This window comes from Pontiella agarivorans (assembly GCF_034531395.1).
Classification (GTDB): domain Bacteria; phylum Verrucomicrobiota; class Kiritimatiellia; order Kiritimatiellales; family Pontiellaceae; genus Pontiella; species Pontiella agarivorans.
Map to the genome: position 1 here is coordinate 94,945 of NZ_JARVCO010000008.1, position 16,928 is coordinate 111,872.

The following is a 16,928-nucleotide window of genomic DNA, read 5'->3' on the forward strand; positions in this document are numbered from 1 at the left end:
TTTGGTGCTCCACGACATTAGCGGAACATGAAGATATTATGGCACAGTTGCAGGTATCTTCGGGCGGGAAGACGCCAGTGGTTAAAAAATTTCCTGATAGCTTTCCCGAGGCGTTGACGGCTCGGGGAAAACCCTCGATATATACTCGGGAAAATTCTGAGAATTTTGAATATATCGGTATGCCGATCGGAGGACTCTGTAGTGGACAACTCTATCTAGGGGGTGACGGTAAGTTGTGGTTTTGGGATATCTTTAACCTTAACTATAGGAAGTTTCAGATTAAGGGCGTTGATGCCTACGAATTTCCTTATAAGCGCAGTCATCCGGAAGAAGCCAATGCCCGCATGATTGAACAAGGATTTTCTATTAAGGTTCAGTTCAATGGTAAAAGCGTAGAGAAGACGCTGGATTGTGATGGAATCAAGGATATCAGGTTTTTGGGACAGTACCCGCTGGGTGAAGTGTGGTATCAGGATCCGGAACTGCCGGTTGATGTTAAACTGGAAGCCTATTCACCGTTTATTCCATTAGAACTCAAACGGTCGTTGTATCCGGCGACCGTATTGACCTTTAAGGTGAAAAACAGTTCTGATCAAGAGGTTGAGGCGGAACTTTCGGGCTGGCTGGAGAATGCCGTGCTGACCGGCTCCCGTGAACTGACCGGATTTAGTGCATCGCTACAGAATGATGTGAGTGTGATTGCTGGAGTGGGGAAACGCGTTCACTGCTCTGCAGAGCCGCGTATTGCTGCCAGCCAACCTGTCCGCCGCAAAGATATAGCAGTGGTTAAGGGCGAAGATTATCATAAGAAAAGTACCTATTGGACGGTAACTGAAATCGACGCTGCCACGGTTGCCACGTTGCTGACCGAGCTTGGGGATGCCAAAACGGTAACCAAACATGCCACGCCGGAGTTTAAGATTGAACGCCCTTTAATCAGTTGCACTGTGCGCGGCGGTAATCATGATGAGGGGACGATCGTTCGTATTCTGGTGGATGGTAAAGTGATTGCCTCTGAGGTGGGAACCGGCACGTTGTCTTATCAATTGATGGAATTTGATGTCAGTGCATATGAAGGTCGGCAGGCAACGATTGAAGTCATTAATCTACGGCTTTTCGGCTGGGGCGGGATGTATATCAGCGACATTAAACAACGCGATAATGTCTATACACCGGGAATGGTTCGTAAAATGCCGGACTACGGAACGATGTCTTTAACGCTGATGGACTCTGATGTGATTCCAGAAGCGGCAACCTCCTTCAAGCTTGACCTGCCCTCTGAAGAGTCGTTGGTCAGCACGCTGAGTAAGAGCATGAAGCTTGCACCGCAGGAAGAAAAGACGGTTACGTTTATTTTAACTTGGCACTTTCCGAAGACCTTGGTTCAACGGGGTAAGCCCTACGGTGTTCCCCGTTACTACAGTAAAGTATTCGAAGATGCTTCCGCAGTATCGGATGCTTTGATTGCCGATTTCGATGAGCTCGATCGTCTAACGAAATTGTGGGTTGATAACTGGTATAATTCAACGCTCCCGTACTGGTTTCTGGACCGTACTTTCCTGAATATGTCCACGCTGGCGACCAGCACGGCAAACTATTTTGCAGATGGAATCTTTATGGGCTGGGAAGGTGCATATCATTCGCCGGGCACCACGACGCATGTGTGGGGATATATTCAGGCAATTGCCATGCTGTTTCCTGAGTTAGAAATCAGTCTACGGGAAAAGGTAGATTTTAAACTCATTTCCGAGGATGGCGGTATGATGGAAGACGGAATGATCCGTTTTCGCTGGTGGCACAAAGGGCCTGCGGTTGACGGACAGGCCGGTATCATTCTACGCAGTTATATGATCCATCGAAGTGCCAAGGATGATTCTTTTTTACGGCGCAATTATGCGGGAATTAAAAAGGCGATGCAGGGCCTGACTGAATTTGGTGATGCGGATCATGATGGTATTCTGACCGGTGCGCAGCACAACACGCTTGATGCGGCTTGGTACGGGAAAATTACCTGGCTGAGTCTTCATTATACTACAGCCCTGCGAGCTGCGGCGGAGATGGCTGACGAAATGGGCGATCATGACTATGCCTCGTTCTGCAGAACAATCGCGGATAAAGGGCGATGCTACATTGAGGATCACCTGTTTAATGGAGAATATTTTTTCCAGGAGGCCGATCCCGATCATCCAGATTCTCCGGGGACGTACAATGGTTTGGAATATAGTCAGCTCCTGGGACAGAGTTGGGCCTATCAAGTTGGTTTAGGTGAAGTGGTTGATCCGGATAAGGCCCGCACCGCTTTGGAATCAATGTGGCGGTATAATTTTACTACGGATGTTGGACCTTACCGCAAAAAATTCGAAGACGGACGGTGGTTTGCGATGCCTGGAGAAGGTGGGCTCATTGCCTGTACCTGGCCGTACGGAGGTTCCGATGTACTGAAAAAAGGAGCATCCACGTATGCGGCCTATAATAATGAATGTCAGAATGGATATGAATATGCAGCCACCTCGCTGATGATGTGGCATGGCATGCCGTACCATGCACTGGCGCACATGTGGTATATGCATAATGATCGATATCATGGAGCCGTGCGCAATCCATGGTGCGAGGTGGAGTGGGGCATGCACTATTCTCGTTCTATGGCTAGCTATGGTCACTTCACCGCAGTAAGCGGATTTGAATATCATGGACCAAAGGGGCATATCGGGTTTGCTCCCCAGATTACACCGGAAAAGTTTAAGTCTGCCTTTACGTCGGCTGAAGCCTGGGGGTCGTTTGAGCAGCGGCGTCAAGGAAACACACAGATCGAGAAAATCACCGTGGTTCACGGAACGCTCCAGTTAAAAACATTGGCCTTTGAGCTACCTGAGCATGGGAAAACGAAAGGCGCAACCATCACGCTGGATGGTGAACCTCTGGAAGGGGCAATGACGCAGAATGAGCAGCAGGTACTCATTAAACTGAATCAGCCGATTCGCATGAAGACCGGTCAATCTTTGAAAATTGAATTGAGGTAATAACGGGATGAATAAACGTATTCAAATGGGAGTGGTAGGGTGCGCTGTATTGCTGGGCGGATGCGCCAGTGCTCCGACGTGGAAAAAAACGGTTGAAGATCGTTTGCCGGAATATGGCCATCGCAATTGGATTGTCGTGGCGGATTCGGCTTACCCGAAACAGAGTGCGCCGGGCATTGAAACCATCTTTACCGATGCCGGACAAATTGAGGTATTGGAAGCCGTGTTGAAGGCGGTGGATGCGGCCGAGCACGTACAGCCTGTCATCATGTTGGATGCGGAACTGGATGCAGTAACCGAACGGGTTGCGACTGGTGTTGATGACTATCGGGCCGGACTGAAAGAGTTATTCAGCAGCCGTGAAATCAAGATCATGAAGCATGATGATATCATCCGACAACTGGATGCCGGATCCAAACTGTTCAATGTGCTGTTACTGAAGACGAATATGACCATTCCTTATACGTCCGTATTTATTAAATTGGATTGCGGGTACTGGAGCGCTGAAAAAGAAGCTCAACTTCGTGAAACATTGGAGTTGGAGTAGAGGTATGAATATTACGAGACGTACCCGTTTATTTGTAGGATGAGCGGCCACAGCGGATTCTATGATTTACGGAAACGTATTGGAAGTAAACTGAGAGACGCCGACAGAAGGGGATATCGCTCAACATACCGGAGAGACTGAGTTGACTTCCCGCAACATCATGATGTGGCTGTTATAAAGCATTTTTTTGATGGAATAGTAACCGGAAATTTAGCCGGGAGAGTGTAACTGAAACAGAAATTATATAAAATCTCTCTTCGTACTCCGATGATTATCTCGGTGCAGAGGATTCTAAAAAAGGATGAGATGACAAAACGAGTGGGTTGGTGGATCGGATGGATTGGAATTGCCGCATTATCGGCGCAGGGGGGCGTAATCTGGGAAGAGGATTTTGAGAGCGCCTTGATCGGTGCCCGCTCAACGTTAAACAGTGATTTGCCGGGAACGGCAATTGCCAGTAAGAACGGTCAGGTGCTGGAAGTGGTTCCAGCGCCGGCGAATTGGATCGGGCATTCCGGGCAGGTGGCTGAAATTTCGACGGTGGGAAATCAATATGAAGCCATTGTCGCAAAAAACATGCCGATCACATTTCCCGCCGCCCCGACAAATACAACCTATACGCTGTCGTTTGATCTCTATATTCCTGCCACCCTGGCCAAGGATATTGGTGATATTCAGCCGAGGTTCAGCTTCAACGGTTCTACCGATGCCGGTTCAACGGATGCTTCTCAGGTGGAAAAAGACGCAGGCATTTACAACGTGGAATACACGGGGCAGATCAGGGATTTAATCACAACGATTTCACAGTGTGATGGGGCGGCTCCGTTTATTGGTTTTGATCAGGGCGCCAGTGCTGTTACCGGCATTGCCTATATTGATAATATCTCTTTTGAACTGGATGGGGTGGTTATTCCTCCTCCCTCCGCCAATTGGGATTTCAGCGATCTGCGTTCGCGAGAGATGGAGTCGACCCCGCTGGTGAAATGGCAACATTTTGGTCCGGGGATGTCGGGCTATATTGATAGTTTCTGGATTAACAATGGGGACCCCAATGCCATGTATGATGCGCTGGATATGGGGAACGGGCATGTGACGCTGAATCGCGGCGCGTATTGGACCAGCTATCGCGGAGTTGATGGGACGGGAGGTGATCCCGGCGGCGTTACGAGTGTTGATTTTTCCTATCAGGATCCAAACTTTGGACTGATGACCGGAAAAAATATGACCTATTCCACGACGGATCGTGGAAGATCATGGGACCGATTGGTTGATACGCATCCTGAAGCTGGAAACTCGCAGATGCATAGTGTCATCGCGGTAGATCCAGGAAATGATGATAATTGGTATATTGGTGCCGGTCAGAGCATGAATATTAAAGGTTGTCATTATAATCAAAACGGAATCACCAACTCGGGTAATTTTTCAGCAGGCTTTATCATGTATTCGAAAAACCGGGGTCGGACGTGGACGGAGGTTTCCACGCCTTTTCCATCGGATTCCAGTTTCAGTCGCATTATTGCGGACCCGCGAGATTCGAATCTTGTTTATGCTTCCTGTCAACACGGGGTCTACAAAAGTACTGATGGCGGCGTAAGCTGGGATAAGGTTGCCGGGAACGGGCTGCCGTATAATCAGCCGAGAGATATGGGTTTTTATTACAATGAAGAGGCGGATGAGTTCCTGCTCTATATTATTGAAATCACGCATTATGACATTGTGGGTTCGGATATCGTTACTTCAGGTGGTGTTTATCGCAGTGCCGATGGCGGAACCAACTGGGAGAACATGACGGGGGATTTAGCGATTGATTTGCCCCGGGTGAATTCATGGGGCTATCGCGAAAAATATTACCGTGCGGTATCATTCTGGTTGGAAATGGATCAAACGCTGTTCAAGAACACGTATAATCTTCCGACGAATACCTTCAGTCAGTTTCATCAAATGGCGGTGGATCCAACGAACAAAGATCGGGTCTATCTGGTGCATAACTTTAAGCACGATTTTTCATTTCCGCCCGGCAATATCTGGATGACGGAAAACGGCGGCACCAATTGGTTTGCTGCCGCGCGGGAAGGAACCTATTGGAAAAATGAAACGGACAAATCCTATTGGCAGTCACGCGCCGTTCAGCCGCTGGGCATTAATACCAAATTTGCTCACGTTGAGAAGGAGCACAACGAAGCGGATAATACAGGGTCCGGTCCGCGCTTTGTTCGGTGCAATCAGCTGGGCGAAATTTATACCTGTTTCGCGCAGCAGATGATGCGTTCTGTCGATAACGGTGCGACGTGGAATCAGATTGACGACGACGAAACTGAAGAGGGTAGCGGGCACTGGGTAGGTAGAGGGAATAGTAACCTGCCCGGAGAGACGTTCTGTCTGGATACCCGTACGCCGGGAATCTATCTATGGGGGAGTGGTGAACACGGGCTTTGGCGCAATACCGATGACGGGGATAAGGTTTATCCCGGAGCGATTGCCGTAGAGCAGCTAACCGGTCAGAGTCATGTCCAGTATGATTCTCTGTCCATGTCATCCATTGCGGTTCATCCGACCGATAATCAGAAAATTTATACGTTGCAGTTCCGTCAGGGGAATCGAGGAGCTTTAAGGTATTCACCGGATAACGGGGCCAGCTGGCAGACACTTTCAACACCGGTCAATTTTCCGGGATCAAATGATGTAATCTTCCAGCATTCGTTGCTGATTGATCATGAGGATCCAAACAATATGTACTTCTGCATTCCGCTTTCTGAGTGGCAACGTTGGTCGGGGGATTCGGTTTCCAATGGCCGACAGGTAACCGGAGAACCGGACTATTTTGGACAGGGAATTTATAAATCGACCAACGGAGGAATTGATTGGAACATGATCACGAATGGGATTCCAGCAGATAGCAGTGTGTATCGGATGGCCATGGATCCCATTGATCCGGAAATCATCTATGCGGCCTTAAACGAAACGCACGAGCGTAATCCGGGCGGGTTATTTAAGACTACGGACGGGGGAGCAAATTGGACTCGGGTTAACCTGCCGGGTAATGTGGTCAGTGTGAATCAGGTTCAGGTTCATAAAACGACGCGGGATATCTACATTGCCTGCGGCGCCTGGACGGATCATGGTGAAACCGGCGGTGGATTTGTGAGTCGTGATGGCGGCGAAAGCTGGGAGCTGCTGTTTGATATGCCGTATCTTCGGCATTTTTCCGCATCGTTGGCTGATCCGGATGTGATGGTTGCAAATGTCGATAAAGCGCAAAGCATAGGTTCGCGCAATCCCGGGGCTTATGTGTCCATCGATGGCGGAACCAAATGGTTTAAAATTAACTATCATCACGGCCAGCCGGAAGGGATTCGTAAAATTGAAGCTGACCCTCACAACCGTGATGTACTCTGGATGAGTCTGCACGGAACCGGTTTTTTCCGTGCGGATATTTCCGGGCTAAGAACAGGGAATGAACCATCCTTTTTCTGGGATTGGATGGAGGATTATGGCGAAAGCGATATTGCGGGGGATAGGGATGGCGACCAGTTTAATAACTATTCGGAGTTTATTGCCGATACCGATCCGGGCGATGAAAATGACTATTTTAAATTTGAATTTGTTTCGAACCAAGGGACTGGAGGTCAGATCCTGTTTGATTCCACGTTAAACAGAACTTATTCTGTTGAGTATGCCGAAGATCTCACAGGGGTTTGGTCGGTTTTAACCAACGGAATTTCTGGAACCGGTGGATCGATCGAGTTGTATGATACGAGCGATAAAACAAATCGCTTTTACAAAATTAAAGTTGAACTGGAATGACCTCATGCCTACCCGCTGCGGAATTAAATTTTTGATAAAAAACGGAAAACAGAAATGATTCGTTATGTAGGCTGTATTTTATCTGTGATGCTGTTCTTCGTATGCTGTAATGCGGAAGGGATTCCGCCACAGAAACAAAGTGTTCTTCATATTATGTCGTATAATATCAAGCATGGAGAGGGCATGGACGGGGAAATTGATCTGAAGCGAATTGCGGAGGTTATTTCCAGAACGAACCCTGAAATAGTGGCCTTGCAGGAGGTCGATAAAAACTGCAAAAGAAGTGGCGGGGTGGATCAGGCCCGGAAGCTGGGTGAGCTTTTAGGAATGGAGTTTCGGTTCGGGAAATTTATGAATTATCAGGGAGGTGAATATGGAATGGCCATTTTATCCCGGATCCCGATCGGTGAAACGGTCACTCACCCTCTTCCCGGCGGTACTGAACCGCGTTGTGCCCTGGAGGTTCGTATTCGTCCTGAAGGATATGCAGATCCTGTTTCTTTTGTGTGTATCCATAATGACTGGAAGAACGAAACCAACCGGGTAAAACAGGTCAAGGCGTTGGTTTCATCGTTAGCAACGAATGACAACCCCATCATTCTTGCGGGCGATTTTAATGGCGAACGAACTGATGCTTCGATGATTTTTCTGGAACACGCTCAATGGACGATTCTTGACAAGAATGGAGAGAAAACGTGGCCGTCTGATCGGCCCGAGGTTGAAATCGATTTCTTCGCAGTGCGGGGATTTTCGGAAACACCGGTTGAGCATGGTGTGGTTCATGAAGCCATTGCCTCGGATCACAGGCCCATCTTTGCGGTTATCAGCCCGAGGAACAAGGGTTCCCGTTAGGGGGTGGACTTATGCTCTATTACTCATCAGAGAGGGTGTTCATCTCATGAACCTCGAAAGATCAGGTACGCGTCTTCTCGGTTCAGCTAAGGATGCTACGCGGCGCAAAGAGCGCATCTTTGCGGGCTTTCGGGAATAACACCACGGGGCGGATCGGCAGCGGTTGACTTTGACGACGGCGAAGTATTGAAACGAATCATGAAACATCGCGATGGATCGGTGCTCATCTTTAGTACGGGCAACGGCATTACGGATGAAAACGTTGCCGGCAGGCTGATCGGTCAAACGAAAGACGGGTGCCGGTTGTCGGGTTCTCGGAGTTTAGCGCTGAACAGTGTTTTTATCGGGGCAGGTTCATGCGTGTTATCCTCTGCGAAAACTTCGGGGCGTGGTGCCGTTCTGTTTCTTGAACAGACGGGAAAAATAGTTGGCGTCGCGATACCCTGAGGCCCAGGCGACTTCGGCAATGGAAAGAGACGTTTCGCGTAGCAACCTTTTCGCCTGTTCCATGCGTAGTTCCGTGAGATATTCAATGGCGGTCTTGCCGACTTCGCGCGAGAACCGGGCGGAGAGGCTGTCGGCATTGCAGTTTAGCTGTCGTGCTATATGCATAATTGACAGGTCTGTAGAACCCAGTTCGGCAAACAGCAGGTCCATGCAACGGGCGACCATGGGAGAAACTCCGGGTTTCGGTTTAGAAACAACCCGTTCATACTCTTCGAGTATCAGTCCAAGATATGCCCGATAAAGATGCGGAGCAACAAGCGATCCATGGTTAAAAGAATCTGCCGTTTCAGCCAGCAGATCGCTCAGATATTTGGCTTTATTGCTGGCACAGCTTTTGATCGGTATGGCGCCGGGCCGGTCGTACCAGCAATGACAACCTAACACGATAAAGCGGTCTGTATCATGCGCAATGACGATGTTCGCAAACGAATCACTCTCACCACGCTCCTCATGAGGGATGCCGGCAGGCATAATGCAGATTTCTCCTGCATTCAGTATGAAAATTTCGTCGCCGCATCGAAAATGGTTTTTTCCAGCGAGTTGAATGAAAATTTCCGGGTAAGCATGGAAAAAGCTCCGCGTGGTTGGCGTATAAGGTCTTTCCTTGCCGGGAATATGGACCTTTGGGATTTTTTCAGCGGCAAAGAGATCGGCCAGAACGTCTCTGGCCTCGTTCTCCATCATAGTCGGATTGTTAAATGTCAGCGTTGCAATCACGATGTAAGAATAGTGCTAAAATATAATAAGACTCCAGTTTTTTGTTCTGGGGATTTCAGACGCCTTCAGTAACTGTGTTTAACAGAGGTCCGTTAAGGTCGCGAAGAAAGTGATAGACACTTCTTTCAGAACACGTTGCGGTCCAGATATTGGAAATTATATGGAGCATGGACATGAAGTTGAATCGAAGAAATGGATTAAAGGCCGGAGTGGCAGCCGGAACTGCATTCAGTTTTATTCCGGGGCGTGTGCTGGGCGCTAACGAACAGGTGAATTTGGCCGTTGTGGGTTCCGGGGGAATTTTTAAATGGACGCTGATGGATATCGAGCGTGTAGCGAATGTGAATCTTGTGGCTTTTTCGGATGTGGATCAAAGCGAGCGGGTGACGGAGACGATTAAAAACTATGCGGACAAGCCGCTCTATGTTGATTTTCGGGAGATGCTCGACAAGCATCCGGAGATTGATGCGGTGATCGTTTCTACACCCGACCATACCCATCATTATATCGGTGCGTATTGCATGAAGGCGGGCAAGCATGTGTATGTCCAGAAGCCGTTGGCTCATAATATTGCAGAGTGTCGTGACTTTATGCGGCTGGAAAAAGAGACCGGTGTGGTCTGTCAGATGGGCAACCAGGGCCATTCGGGCGTTGGGATCAAAATTATGGAGCAGTGGATCAATGCCCGATCTTTGGGAGAGATTACTGAACTTCATGCATGGTGCCGTCAGGTGCGCAGTGTTGGAGATAAAAGACCCGCGGCGGATCCGATCCCGGAAACGCTGGATTGGGATAAATGGCTGGGACCGGCCGCGAAGGTGGATTACAGCCGGTGGTATCAGCCGGGACACTGGCGCAACTGGTTTGAGTTTGGAACCGGCACCATGGGGGACTGGTTCTGCCATAACGCCGATGCGCCGTATACTCTGTTAGGGCTGGATTGTCCGAAATCGGTTGAGGTTGCAGCGAGCTCCGGCAAGAAAAAGCTCTCTTTCCCGGAACATTCCCAGGTTACGTTTGTCTTTGATCATCCAACGACCGGCAAAGAACTGAAGATGCATTGGTATTCCGGCAAACAGTTTGGGCCTCCTATACCGAAAGGCATGGAAGAAGATGCGCGATTTAAGGAAGCGTGGGGCGGAAGCATGTTTGTCGGTTCAAAAGCAACCGTGCTTACGGGGCCTTACTGCAGGTCTCCGCGCATTATTCCGGAAGAACTTCACCGGGAAATGGCAAAGGATCTGCCGCGCTATAAAGAAAAACGGTCCGGTCATGTCCAGAACTGGATCAACGCCATTCGCGGCGGGGAAAAGGCGAATTCTCATTTCGACTATGCGGGGCGTCTGACGGAGACGATGCATTGGGGGAATATTGCGTTGCATCTGGGGCGTGATCTCAGGATTGATCCAAAGACGCGTCGTATTATCGGCGATAGAGAGGCCTCCCGCATGATGAGCTGGCCGGCGCCACGTGAAGGATGGACCGTTTAACAAATTCGTTTAAGTGTTTTATTTTTTGAAATGCGGAGTGTTCGGAATCTGATTTCTGATATTGCGGAGGCTCTACTGATATGAGGAGAAAAAATGGAGAGGTTGGTGTTTAGTTTAAGCCTTGTACTGGCTGTCGCATCGGTTGGCGCCGAGGAAGGATTCCATGTTTATGAGGTGACGGGGAATTATTCGCATACTCCGTTGGTTCCGGGGTCGAAGTATCAGGTGCATCAGCTGGATCGTCCGCAACCGCCGCGTGTGATTCCCGGGGCGTATGAGGAGCAGGCGATATCGGCTGCACCGTCGGATGCCATCATTCTTTTTGATGGCTCATCGCTGGATGAATTCGGAAAGTCAGACTGGACGATTGTCGATGATTATGTTGTAGCCGGTAAAAAATCGCTTACGACGAAACGGGCATTCGGAGATTGTCAGCTGCATATTGAGTGGCGCACTCCGGATCCAGAGATCGGAGAACAGATGATCGGTAACATGGGCAACAGCGGGATCTATTTCATGTGGATGTATGAGTTGCAGATTTATGATTCATACAGCAGTAAAAACTATCCGGATGGTTCGGCTGGTGCGATCTATGGACAAACTCCTCCTCTGGTCAACGTTTGCCGCAGGCCGCGCGAGTGGCAGACCTATGATATCATTTTTACTGCGCCAATATTTGATGGTGATCAGTTGCTGAAGCCTGCCCGCATGACGGTCTTTCATAATGGGGTTCTGATTCAGAATGATACCGAAATTCTCGGAAAGACAGAGCACCAAAAAGCGCCTGCCTACAAACCGCATGGACCGATCGGCCCGATCGGATTGCAGGGTTATAAAAGCCCGGTCGAGTATCGAAATATCTGGATTCGTGATTTGTCGGCTCAGAGTCAATAAAAGCGTGGTCGGTGCGGAAATGATCGGGAATTAGATTAGTAGAATTTTTTTCTGATCTTCAGCTTCTGCAGTTTTTCATCCGGCAGTTCGGTATAGATTTCAAAATGGACACTGGCTATGGAATTTGTCTGTTCCGTTCCGCTGTCCAGCAGGGCGGCGCGGCAACGGAAAGTGGCTGATCCGGCGGGGAGATCGTAGGCAATAACAGAAGTGGCGTGGGTTGAGAGGCCTTTTTCATACTCCTTTCCATTGACCCGAATGGGACCGCCGTACAGACCGGTGTTGATTCGGGACTGATGCCAGCCCGATTTGTTGAGAACCGGGGTATACTGTGTCAGATCCTGCGTTTCGGCTCCGATGATTTCGGGATTCAGCCAGACCACATGATCGTAGCGGTTATTGTCGTTGCCGTTTCCGGTTACGAGATAGATCTTTTCTGCGCCTTGAAGGTCGACTTCAATGTCAACACCCTGTCCCGGGGTTGAAGCGGTAATTAACGGGCTGCGATAGATTGGTGTCCCGGATGTGCGAACGGCAATGCCCTTGTCTGATTTTGATATGGCATAGTTATTTGCCGCTACGTCAGCTGCCTGTCGGTCTGGCTGCTCCATTCGGACGACCCCTTCTTTTACTTCAAGCAGTGTGGAAACATCGGAGGAATGAATTTCAAACTGTGTGCCGAGTACGGTGGCTTTCGAATCTTCGGTTATAATCTGCATGGGTTTTCTATGCGGCTGCTTCTGAATATCTCCACTGAGAAGCCCGGCATAGAGGTGAATATGTTTTGCGCGATGGCGGTCAACCAGTTTGATATAGGATTGATCCCGAAGGTTGATAATGGATTTGTCCGGATAGATGATGTCGACCTGGCCGTTTTGTTCCACGAAGATCTGATCGCCGCTGAAAACGGGAGTGCCGGGGTTTATTGAAACTTTTATTTCATCCCGGATCAGAAATGCACTGCCCAGTCGTTGAGTTACCTTGGCAATAGGCCGGGAAGGGGACGGTTTGGTCAGAAAGAAGAAGCTGAGCAGAATGATAATCTGAGCCGCAAGAGCCAGTCCCCAAATCAACGAAAGGCGCCGCTTCTTAACTGGAGGAGATTTGTGAAGAGTCCGGAGAATATCCTGTTCAATTTCTGATGGGGCTAACTCACGTATCGCGGCATCCACCTGCTTTTCGAGTTCAGCATAATCGGAGTTTGCAAGCAGTGCCGTCATGCCGTGCAGATGCAGCGCGTCAGTCAGCTGCTGAGCAACTTCAGGGGTTGTATTCAATAACGCCTTCAGTTCCAGCAGTTCGGCTTCATTGAGATTTTCATCGATAAAACGTTCAATCAGTTGATGTGCTCTGCTGTTCATGGTACGAGCCCTTGTTCAATGCATTTTTTCAATTGGTTTCGAATGCGGTATAGACGGCTGCTGATAGCGTCTTCCGTGGTCTTAAGTCGTTTAGCGATTTGTATCACGGGTTCCCGTTTAAAGTAACGGGCCTCGACCAGCTTCGCCGTACTTCCGGATTGTTTTCCGAGACACAGATTGAGTTGTTTTAACACCGATTCCGTTTTGTGATTGGGGGCTAGAGAGGGGGCGGGAAGCTGTTCTATGATTTCCTCCCGCAGCCGGTTTACCATATTTTTCTGGCTGTAGTGTTTTCGCAAGTGGCTCAGCATTTTATTGCGGGCAATGGCTTTCACCCAGGCGCGAAAACTTAATTCCGGATTGAAGGTCTCCAGGTTCCAGTAAACCGCAACGAAAATTTCCTGCGACAGCTCTTCAATATCTCGGAAATCAGAAAGGTGCCCGCTAAGGTAGGCACGTACCATCGGGCCGAATTCCTGAATAATCTTTTTGAATTCAGCCTGATTTCCTTTTTTGATCTGCATGATGGTGTCTGAAACCGTATCCATATGTCCTCTGTATGACGTCCTACTAACCTGTTCGAAATCATTCCGGGAATCCGTCGGAATTTATTGAATTTTTCAAAAAAGATGAAATTTAAACGACGGATTACCGCGTGTTCCGCAAATCATTAAGTGTTGTTGGTAATCATACATATAAGGGTAATGATATGGAAAATATTAAAATAGTGAAGCTGTTCTGCATTGCCATGCTCTCCGGCACGGTGTCTGCGGACGTGTTAACCATTAAAAATGACTATTTAACGGTTGCTTATCAGAAAACCGAAAACAGACTGGTGATCAAGGCGGCGTATACTCAGCGCGCATTTCTGAATGGACCGTGGTCTGCCCGCCGGGCATCGTCTGCAGAAACGGCTTCATTATCTCATGCTGTTTTCGGGGATGGGGAATCTATCAATCTGCATTATCCGGATGGGCGGGTTGACCGGATCATGCTTTTTGAACAAAGCGAATTTGTTTTCTTTCAGCCGACGATCGTTAATCAAACCGAAAAAGATATTTCTCTGCAGAAGGTGGAACTGTTTGATGCTGTTCTTAACCTGTCTGAACCGGCTGCGTCTTTGAAAGCGCTGGGTACGGCCGGTCTGACTCCGGTTGACGGACATCCCGGCAGTTATATGTTTCTGGCTATTGCCGATCCGGATTCCCGCAACGGTGTGGTCGGGGCCTGGCTTTCCAGTGAGCGGGGAAGCGGAATTGTTTTCAGTGGAAGGGATGAGGACAAGGCCTCACTCAAAGCGCGTATCGATTATGGCCGCCTGCTGATCAAGCCGGGCGACGCTGCAGAAGGAGAAATCTTTGTCATCGGGCAGTTTGATGACGCCCGCCTTGGTCTTGAAAAATATGCGGACCTCGTTGCGCAATATTATGACATCCATTTGTTACCGCAGGTTGACGGTTATTGCACCTGGTACAGTCGTCCCAACGGGCGTGCGGGCGATGAAAAAAGTATTCTCGAACTTTCAGAGTTTGCGAAAAAAGAGCTTAAGCCCTATGGACTCGATTTTATCCAGATCGATGATTACTGGCAGGAGGGGAAACGACGCAACGGGCCAGCCAAAGTGTTCGATCGGGTGGCACCGAACGGCCCGTATAAAGGCGGCATGAAACCGGTTGCGGAAGGAATTTCCAATATGGGATTAATGCCAGGGATCTGGTGGATGCCGTTTGCCGGAGATCATGAGGATCCTTATTATGCGGATAAAATGGATTGGTTTACCAAAAAAAAGGATGGCACGCCCTATCACACGCCTTGGGGCGGAACAGCATTTGATTTGACAAATCCAACGGTGCGATCCTTTGTTGGTTATCTGTCCAAGCTAATGGCAAAGGAGTGGGGTTATACCTATTTTAAGATGGATGGCATCTGGATGGGAACATCCACGAAACAGATTTATGTGAACAATGGATATAACGGGAAGGATGATCTAGGTACACAGATCGTGCATAATCCCTATATGACGCCGATTGAAGCGTATCGGGCCGGATTTAAGGACATTCGTGATGCGGCGGGTGACGATATTTTTTTACTTGGATGTTGTATCAGCCAGAACATGCGGTCGTTTGGGGCCTCTTTCGGATTGGTGGATGCCATGCGGGTGGGACCGGATAATAATACCCGATTCACGCCTCTCATGCGGGGTCCCTGGCATGGATCAAACCGTTACTTCCTGCATCGTAGAGTTTGGTATAATGATCCCGATCCGATGTATGTGCGCAAAAGTGTGCCGATGGATCATGCACAACTGATTTGTTCATGGATCACGATTTCCGGTCAGCTCAGTATGTCGAGTGAGTGGTATCCGAATCTGCCGTCGGAACGCCTGGATCTTCTGAAACGGAGTTTGCCGAATCACGGGCTGCTGGCACGTCCGGTCGATCTGCTGGAAAACCCTTTAGCCAAAATCTGGCTGCTTCAGGATGATTGCTCCGGGCTGAAACGTAACACTATCGGTCTATTCAATTGGAATGAGTTTAAAGCGGAGCAGATTGATTATCCGCTTTCACGGTTAGGATTGGATCCTGAAAAACAATATATCGCTTTCGACTATTGGAATGACCGATTGCTTCAACCTTTCAGTAAAAACCTCTCTGCCGAGTTGCGGCCAGCCAGTTGTCGGGTTTTATCGGTACTCGAAGTGGCTCCTTACCCGCAAGTGATCTCGACCTCACGTCACATTACACAGGGTATTGTTGATATCAGCCGCGAAGCATGGAAACCCAAAAAGAATCAGCTTATGGGTACGAGCCAATTGGTAGCTAACGATCCCTATGAACTCAGGATCGTGGTTCCAACCGGACGTGATTCATGGAAACTAACTGGATTCAGTGTAGGGAATGATCAGGTGCGCGTCGTATCGAAGGAACAGGACGGCCCGATTATCCGGGTTGAACTACTTGCAGAAACCGGTCAGTCGGTCGATTGGTCAGCCACGTTTAAACGCGCAGCGGAAAAGTCCAGGGCTCCTGTCGAAGTCAGCGGATTAGAGGGAACGGGATCCTATAAGGCTATTAACTTGGCTTGGAATGCTGTGCCTGAATGTACCTATATGGTCCGACGCAGTGATGGGCGATTATTTAAACCCGCAGCGAATCATTTGGAAGATTGGGATATTCAATCCGGAAAAACCTACACCTATGAGGTTTGTGCCATGAATATCGAGGGTGTTACGGGCGATGCTGCCGCGCTAAAGGTGTCCACTCCTCAGGTTCCTATACGACCAGCCGTTCCGCCCGCTCCCGAGATCTCGATTACGACGCTCAAGCCGGTAGAGGTGAAAACGAGTAAATGGAATAAAATGCAGGTTAATCAATCGGCGAAGAAGACCTCCCTGATATTGGACGGACAGCAATATGAGGATGGTATTGGATTGTTTGATCAGTCACTGCTGGTCTATTCCATCCCCCAAGGCGCCAAGCGGTTTGTTGCTGTTGCGGGCATTGATGATGCCGAAAAGAATAATCCCTATTCCAGCGTTGTTTTTGAAGTCTACGGCGATGTGAAAGAGATGGGCGAATCTCCGGAGCTATTGGGAAAAAGTCCCAAACTCTGCAGGGATACCCTCCGCACCTGGTGTTTTGATGTGGAACTGTCCGAACGCCAACGTGAGGTCCGCCTGGTCGTCACCACCGCCGGAGATGGCAATACAGGTGATTTTGCAAATTGGGTAAACGCC

10 protein-coding genes are annotated in these 16,928 nt (G+C 49.1%); 7 read left to right on the forward strand and 3 right to left on the reverse strand.

The annotated features are described in order from the left end of the window. The first annotated feature begins 179 nt into the window (after positions 1-179). The 4 genes from P9H32_RS07415 (at position 180) to P9H32_RS07430 (ending at position 8,223) form a co-directional block, all read left to right on the forward strand. On the forward strand, positions 180-3,020 hold the full coding sequence (locus tag P9H32_RS07415; protein WP_322608260.1) for a GH116 family glycosyl-hydrolase: 2,841 nt from the start codon (positions 180-182) through the stop codon (positions 3,018-3,020). A gap of 7 nt (positions 3,021-3,027) precedes the next feature. Then, a complete protein-coding gene (locus P9H32_RS07420; RefSeq protein WP_322608261.1) occupies positions 3,028-3,567 on the forward strand; it encodes a hypothetical protein in 540 nt (179 codons plus the stop codon). A gap of 306 nt (positions 3,568-3,873) precedes the next feature. After that, complete coding sequence (locus P9H32_RS07425) at positions 3,874-7,371, forward strand: VPS10 domain-containing protein (protein WP_322608262.1); 3,498 nt, start codon at positions 3,874-3,876, stop codon at positions 7,369-7,371. Between the two features lie 54 nt (positions 7,372-7,425). Continuing rightward, positions 7,426-8,223: an endonuclease/exonuclease/phosphatase family protein gene (locus tag P9H32_RS07430; protein ID WP_322608263.1), complete on the forward strand. Its 798-nt coding sequence runs from the start codon at positions 7,426-7,428 to the stop codon at positions 8,221-8,223. A 363-nt stretch (positions 8,224-8,586) separates the two neighbouring features. On the opposite strand, the gene P9H32_RS07435 is transcribed toward P9H32_RS07430, so the two are convergent. Further along, positions 8,587-9,201, reverse strand: coding sequence for a helix-turn-helix transcriptional regulator (locus tag P9H32_RS07435; protein ID WP_322608264.1), 615 nt, complete (start codon positions 9,199-9,201; stop codon positions 8,587-8,589). A gap of 419 nt (positions 9,202-9,620) precedes the next feature. Between P9H32_RS07435 and P9H32_RS07440 the strand changes: the two genes are divergently transcribed. Next, a complete protein-coding gene (locus P9H32_RS07440) occupies positions 9,621-10,937 on the forward strand; it encodes a Gfo/Idh/MocA family protein (protein WP_322608265.1) in 1,317 nt (438 codons plus the stop codon). A 93-nt stretch (positions 10,938-11,030) separates the two neighbouring features. Beyond that, positions 11,031-11,831 (forward strand): 3-keto-disaccharide hydrolase, encoded by an 801-nt coding sequence (locus tag P9H32_RS07445; RefSeq protein WP_322608266.1) that lies wholly within the window; start codon positions 11,031-11,033, stop codon positions 11,829-11,831. A gap of 35 nt (positions 11,832-11,866) precedes the next feature. Here the strand turns inward: P9H32_RS07445 and P9H32_RS07450 are convergent, their stop codons facing one another. Together P9H32_RS07450 and P9H32_RS07455 are read right to left on the reverse strand one after the other, a co-directional pair. Beyond that, the gene (locus P9H32_RS07450; protein WP_322608267.1) at positions 11,867-13,192 is read right to left on the reverse strand and encodes an NPCBM/NEW2 domain-containing protein; all 1,326 of its coding nucleotides are present in this window, start codon (positions 13,190-13,192) and stop codon (positions 11,867-11,869) included. Continuing rightward, positions 13,189-13,740 carry an RNA polymerase sigma factor gene (locus tag P9H32_RS07455; protein WP_322608268.1) on the reverse strand — a complete coding sequence of 184 codons (552 nt, stop codon included), beginning with the start codon at positions 13,738-13,740 and terminating at the stop codon, positions 13,189-13,191. Before P9H32_RS07455 ends, P9H32_RS07450 begins: the two co-directional genes overlap by 4 nt. Positions 13,741-13,901: 161 nt before the next feature. Between P9H32_RS07455 and P9H32_RS07460 the strand changes: the two genes are divergently transcribed. Then, positions 13,902-16,928 (forward strand): NPCBM/NEW2 domain-containing protein (locus P9H32_RS07460; RefSeq protein WP_322608269.1); only part of this gene is annotated, 3,027 nt, incomplete at its 3' end.

Excerpts from the sequence above, each read along its gene's own strand:
- P9H32_RS07415 (WP_322608260.1), top strand. The coding sequence starts at position 180 with ATGCCGATCGGAGGACTCTGTAGTGGACAACTCTATCTAGGGGGTGAC.
- P9H32_RS07420 (WP_322608261.1), top strand. The coding sequence starts at position 3,028 with ATGAATAAACGTATTCAAATGGGAGTGGTAGGGTGCGCTGTATTGCTG.
- P9H32_RS07425 (WP_322608262.1), top strand. The coding sequence starts at position 3,874 with ATGACAAAACGAGTGGGTTGGTGGATCGGATGGATTGGAATTGCCGCA.
- P9H32_RS07430 (WP_322608263.1), top strand. The coding sequence starts at position 7,426 with ATGATTCGTTATGTAGGCTGTATTTTATCTGTGATGCTGTTCTTCGTA.
- P9H32_RS07435 (WP_322608264.1), bottom strand. The coding sequence starts at position 9,201 with ATGCCTGCCGGCATCCCTCATGAGGAGCGTGGTGAGAGTGATTCGTTT.
- P9H32_RS07440 (WP_322608265.1), top strand. The coding sequence starts at position 9,621 with ATGAAGTTGAATCGAAGAAATGGATTAAAGGCCGGAGTGGCAGCCGGA.
- P9H32_RS07445 (WP_322608266.1), top strand. The coding sequence starts at position 11,031 with ATGGAGAGGTTGGTGTTTAGTTTAAGCCTTGTACTGGCTGTCGCATCG.
- P9H32_RS07450 (WP_322608267.1), bottom strand. The coding sequence starts at position 13,192 with ATGAACAGCAGAGCACATCAACTGATTGAACGTTTTATCGATGAAAAT.
- P9H32_RS07455 (WP_322608268.1), bottom strand. The coding sequence starts at position 13,740 with ATGGATACGGTTTCAGACACCATCATGCAGATCAAAAAAGGAAATCAG.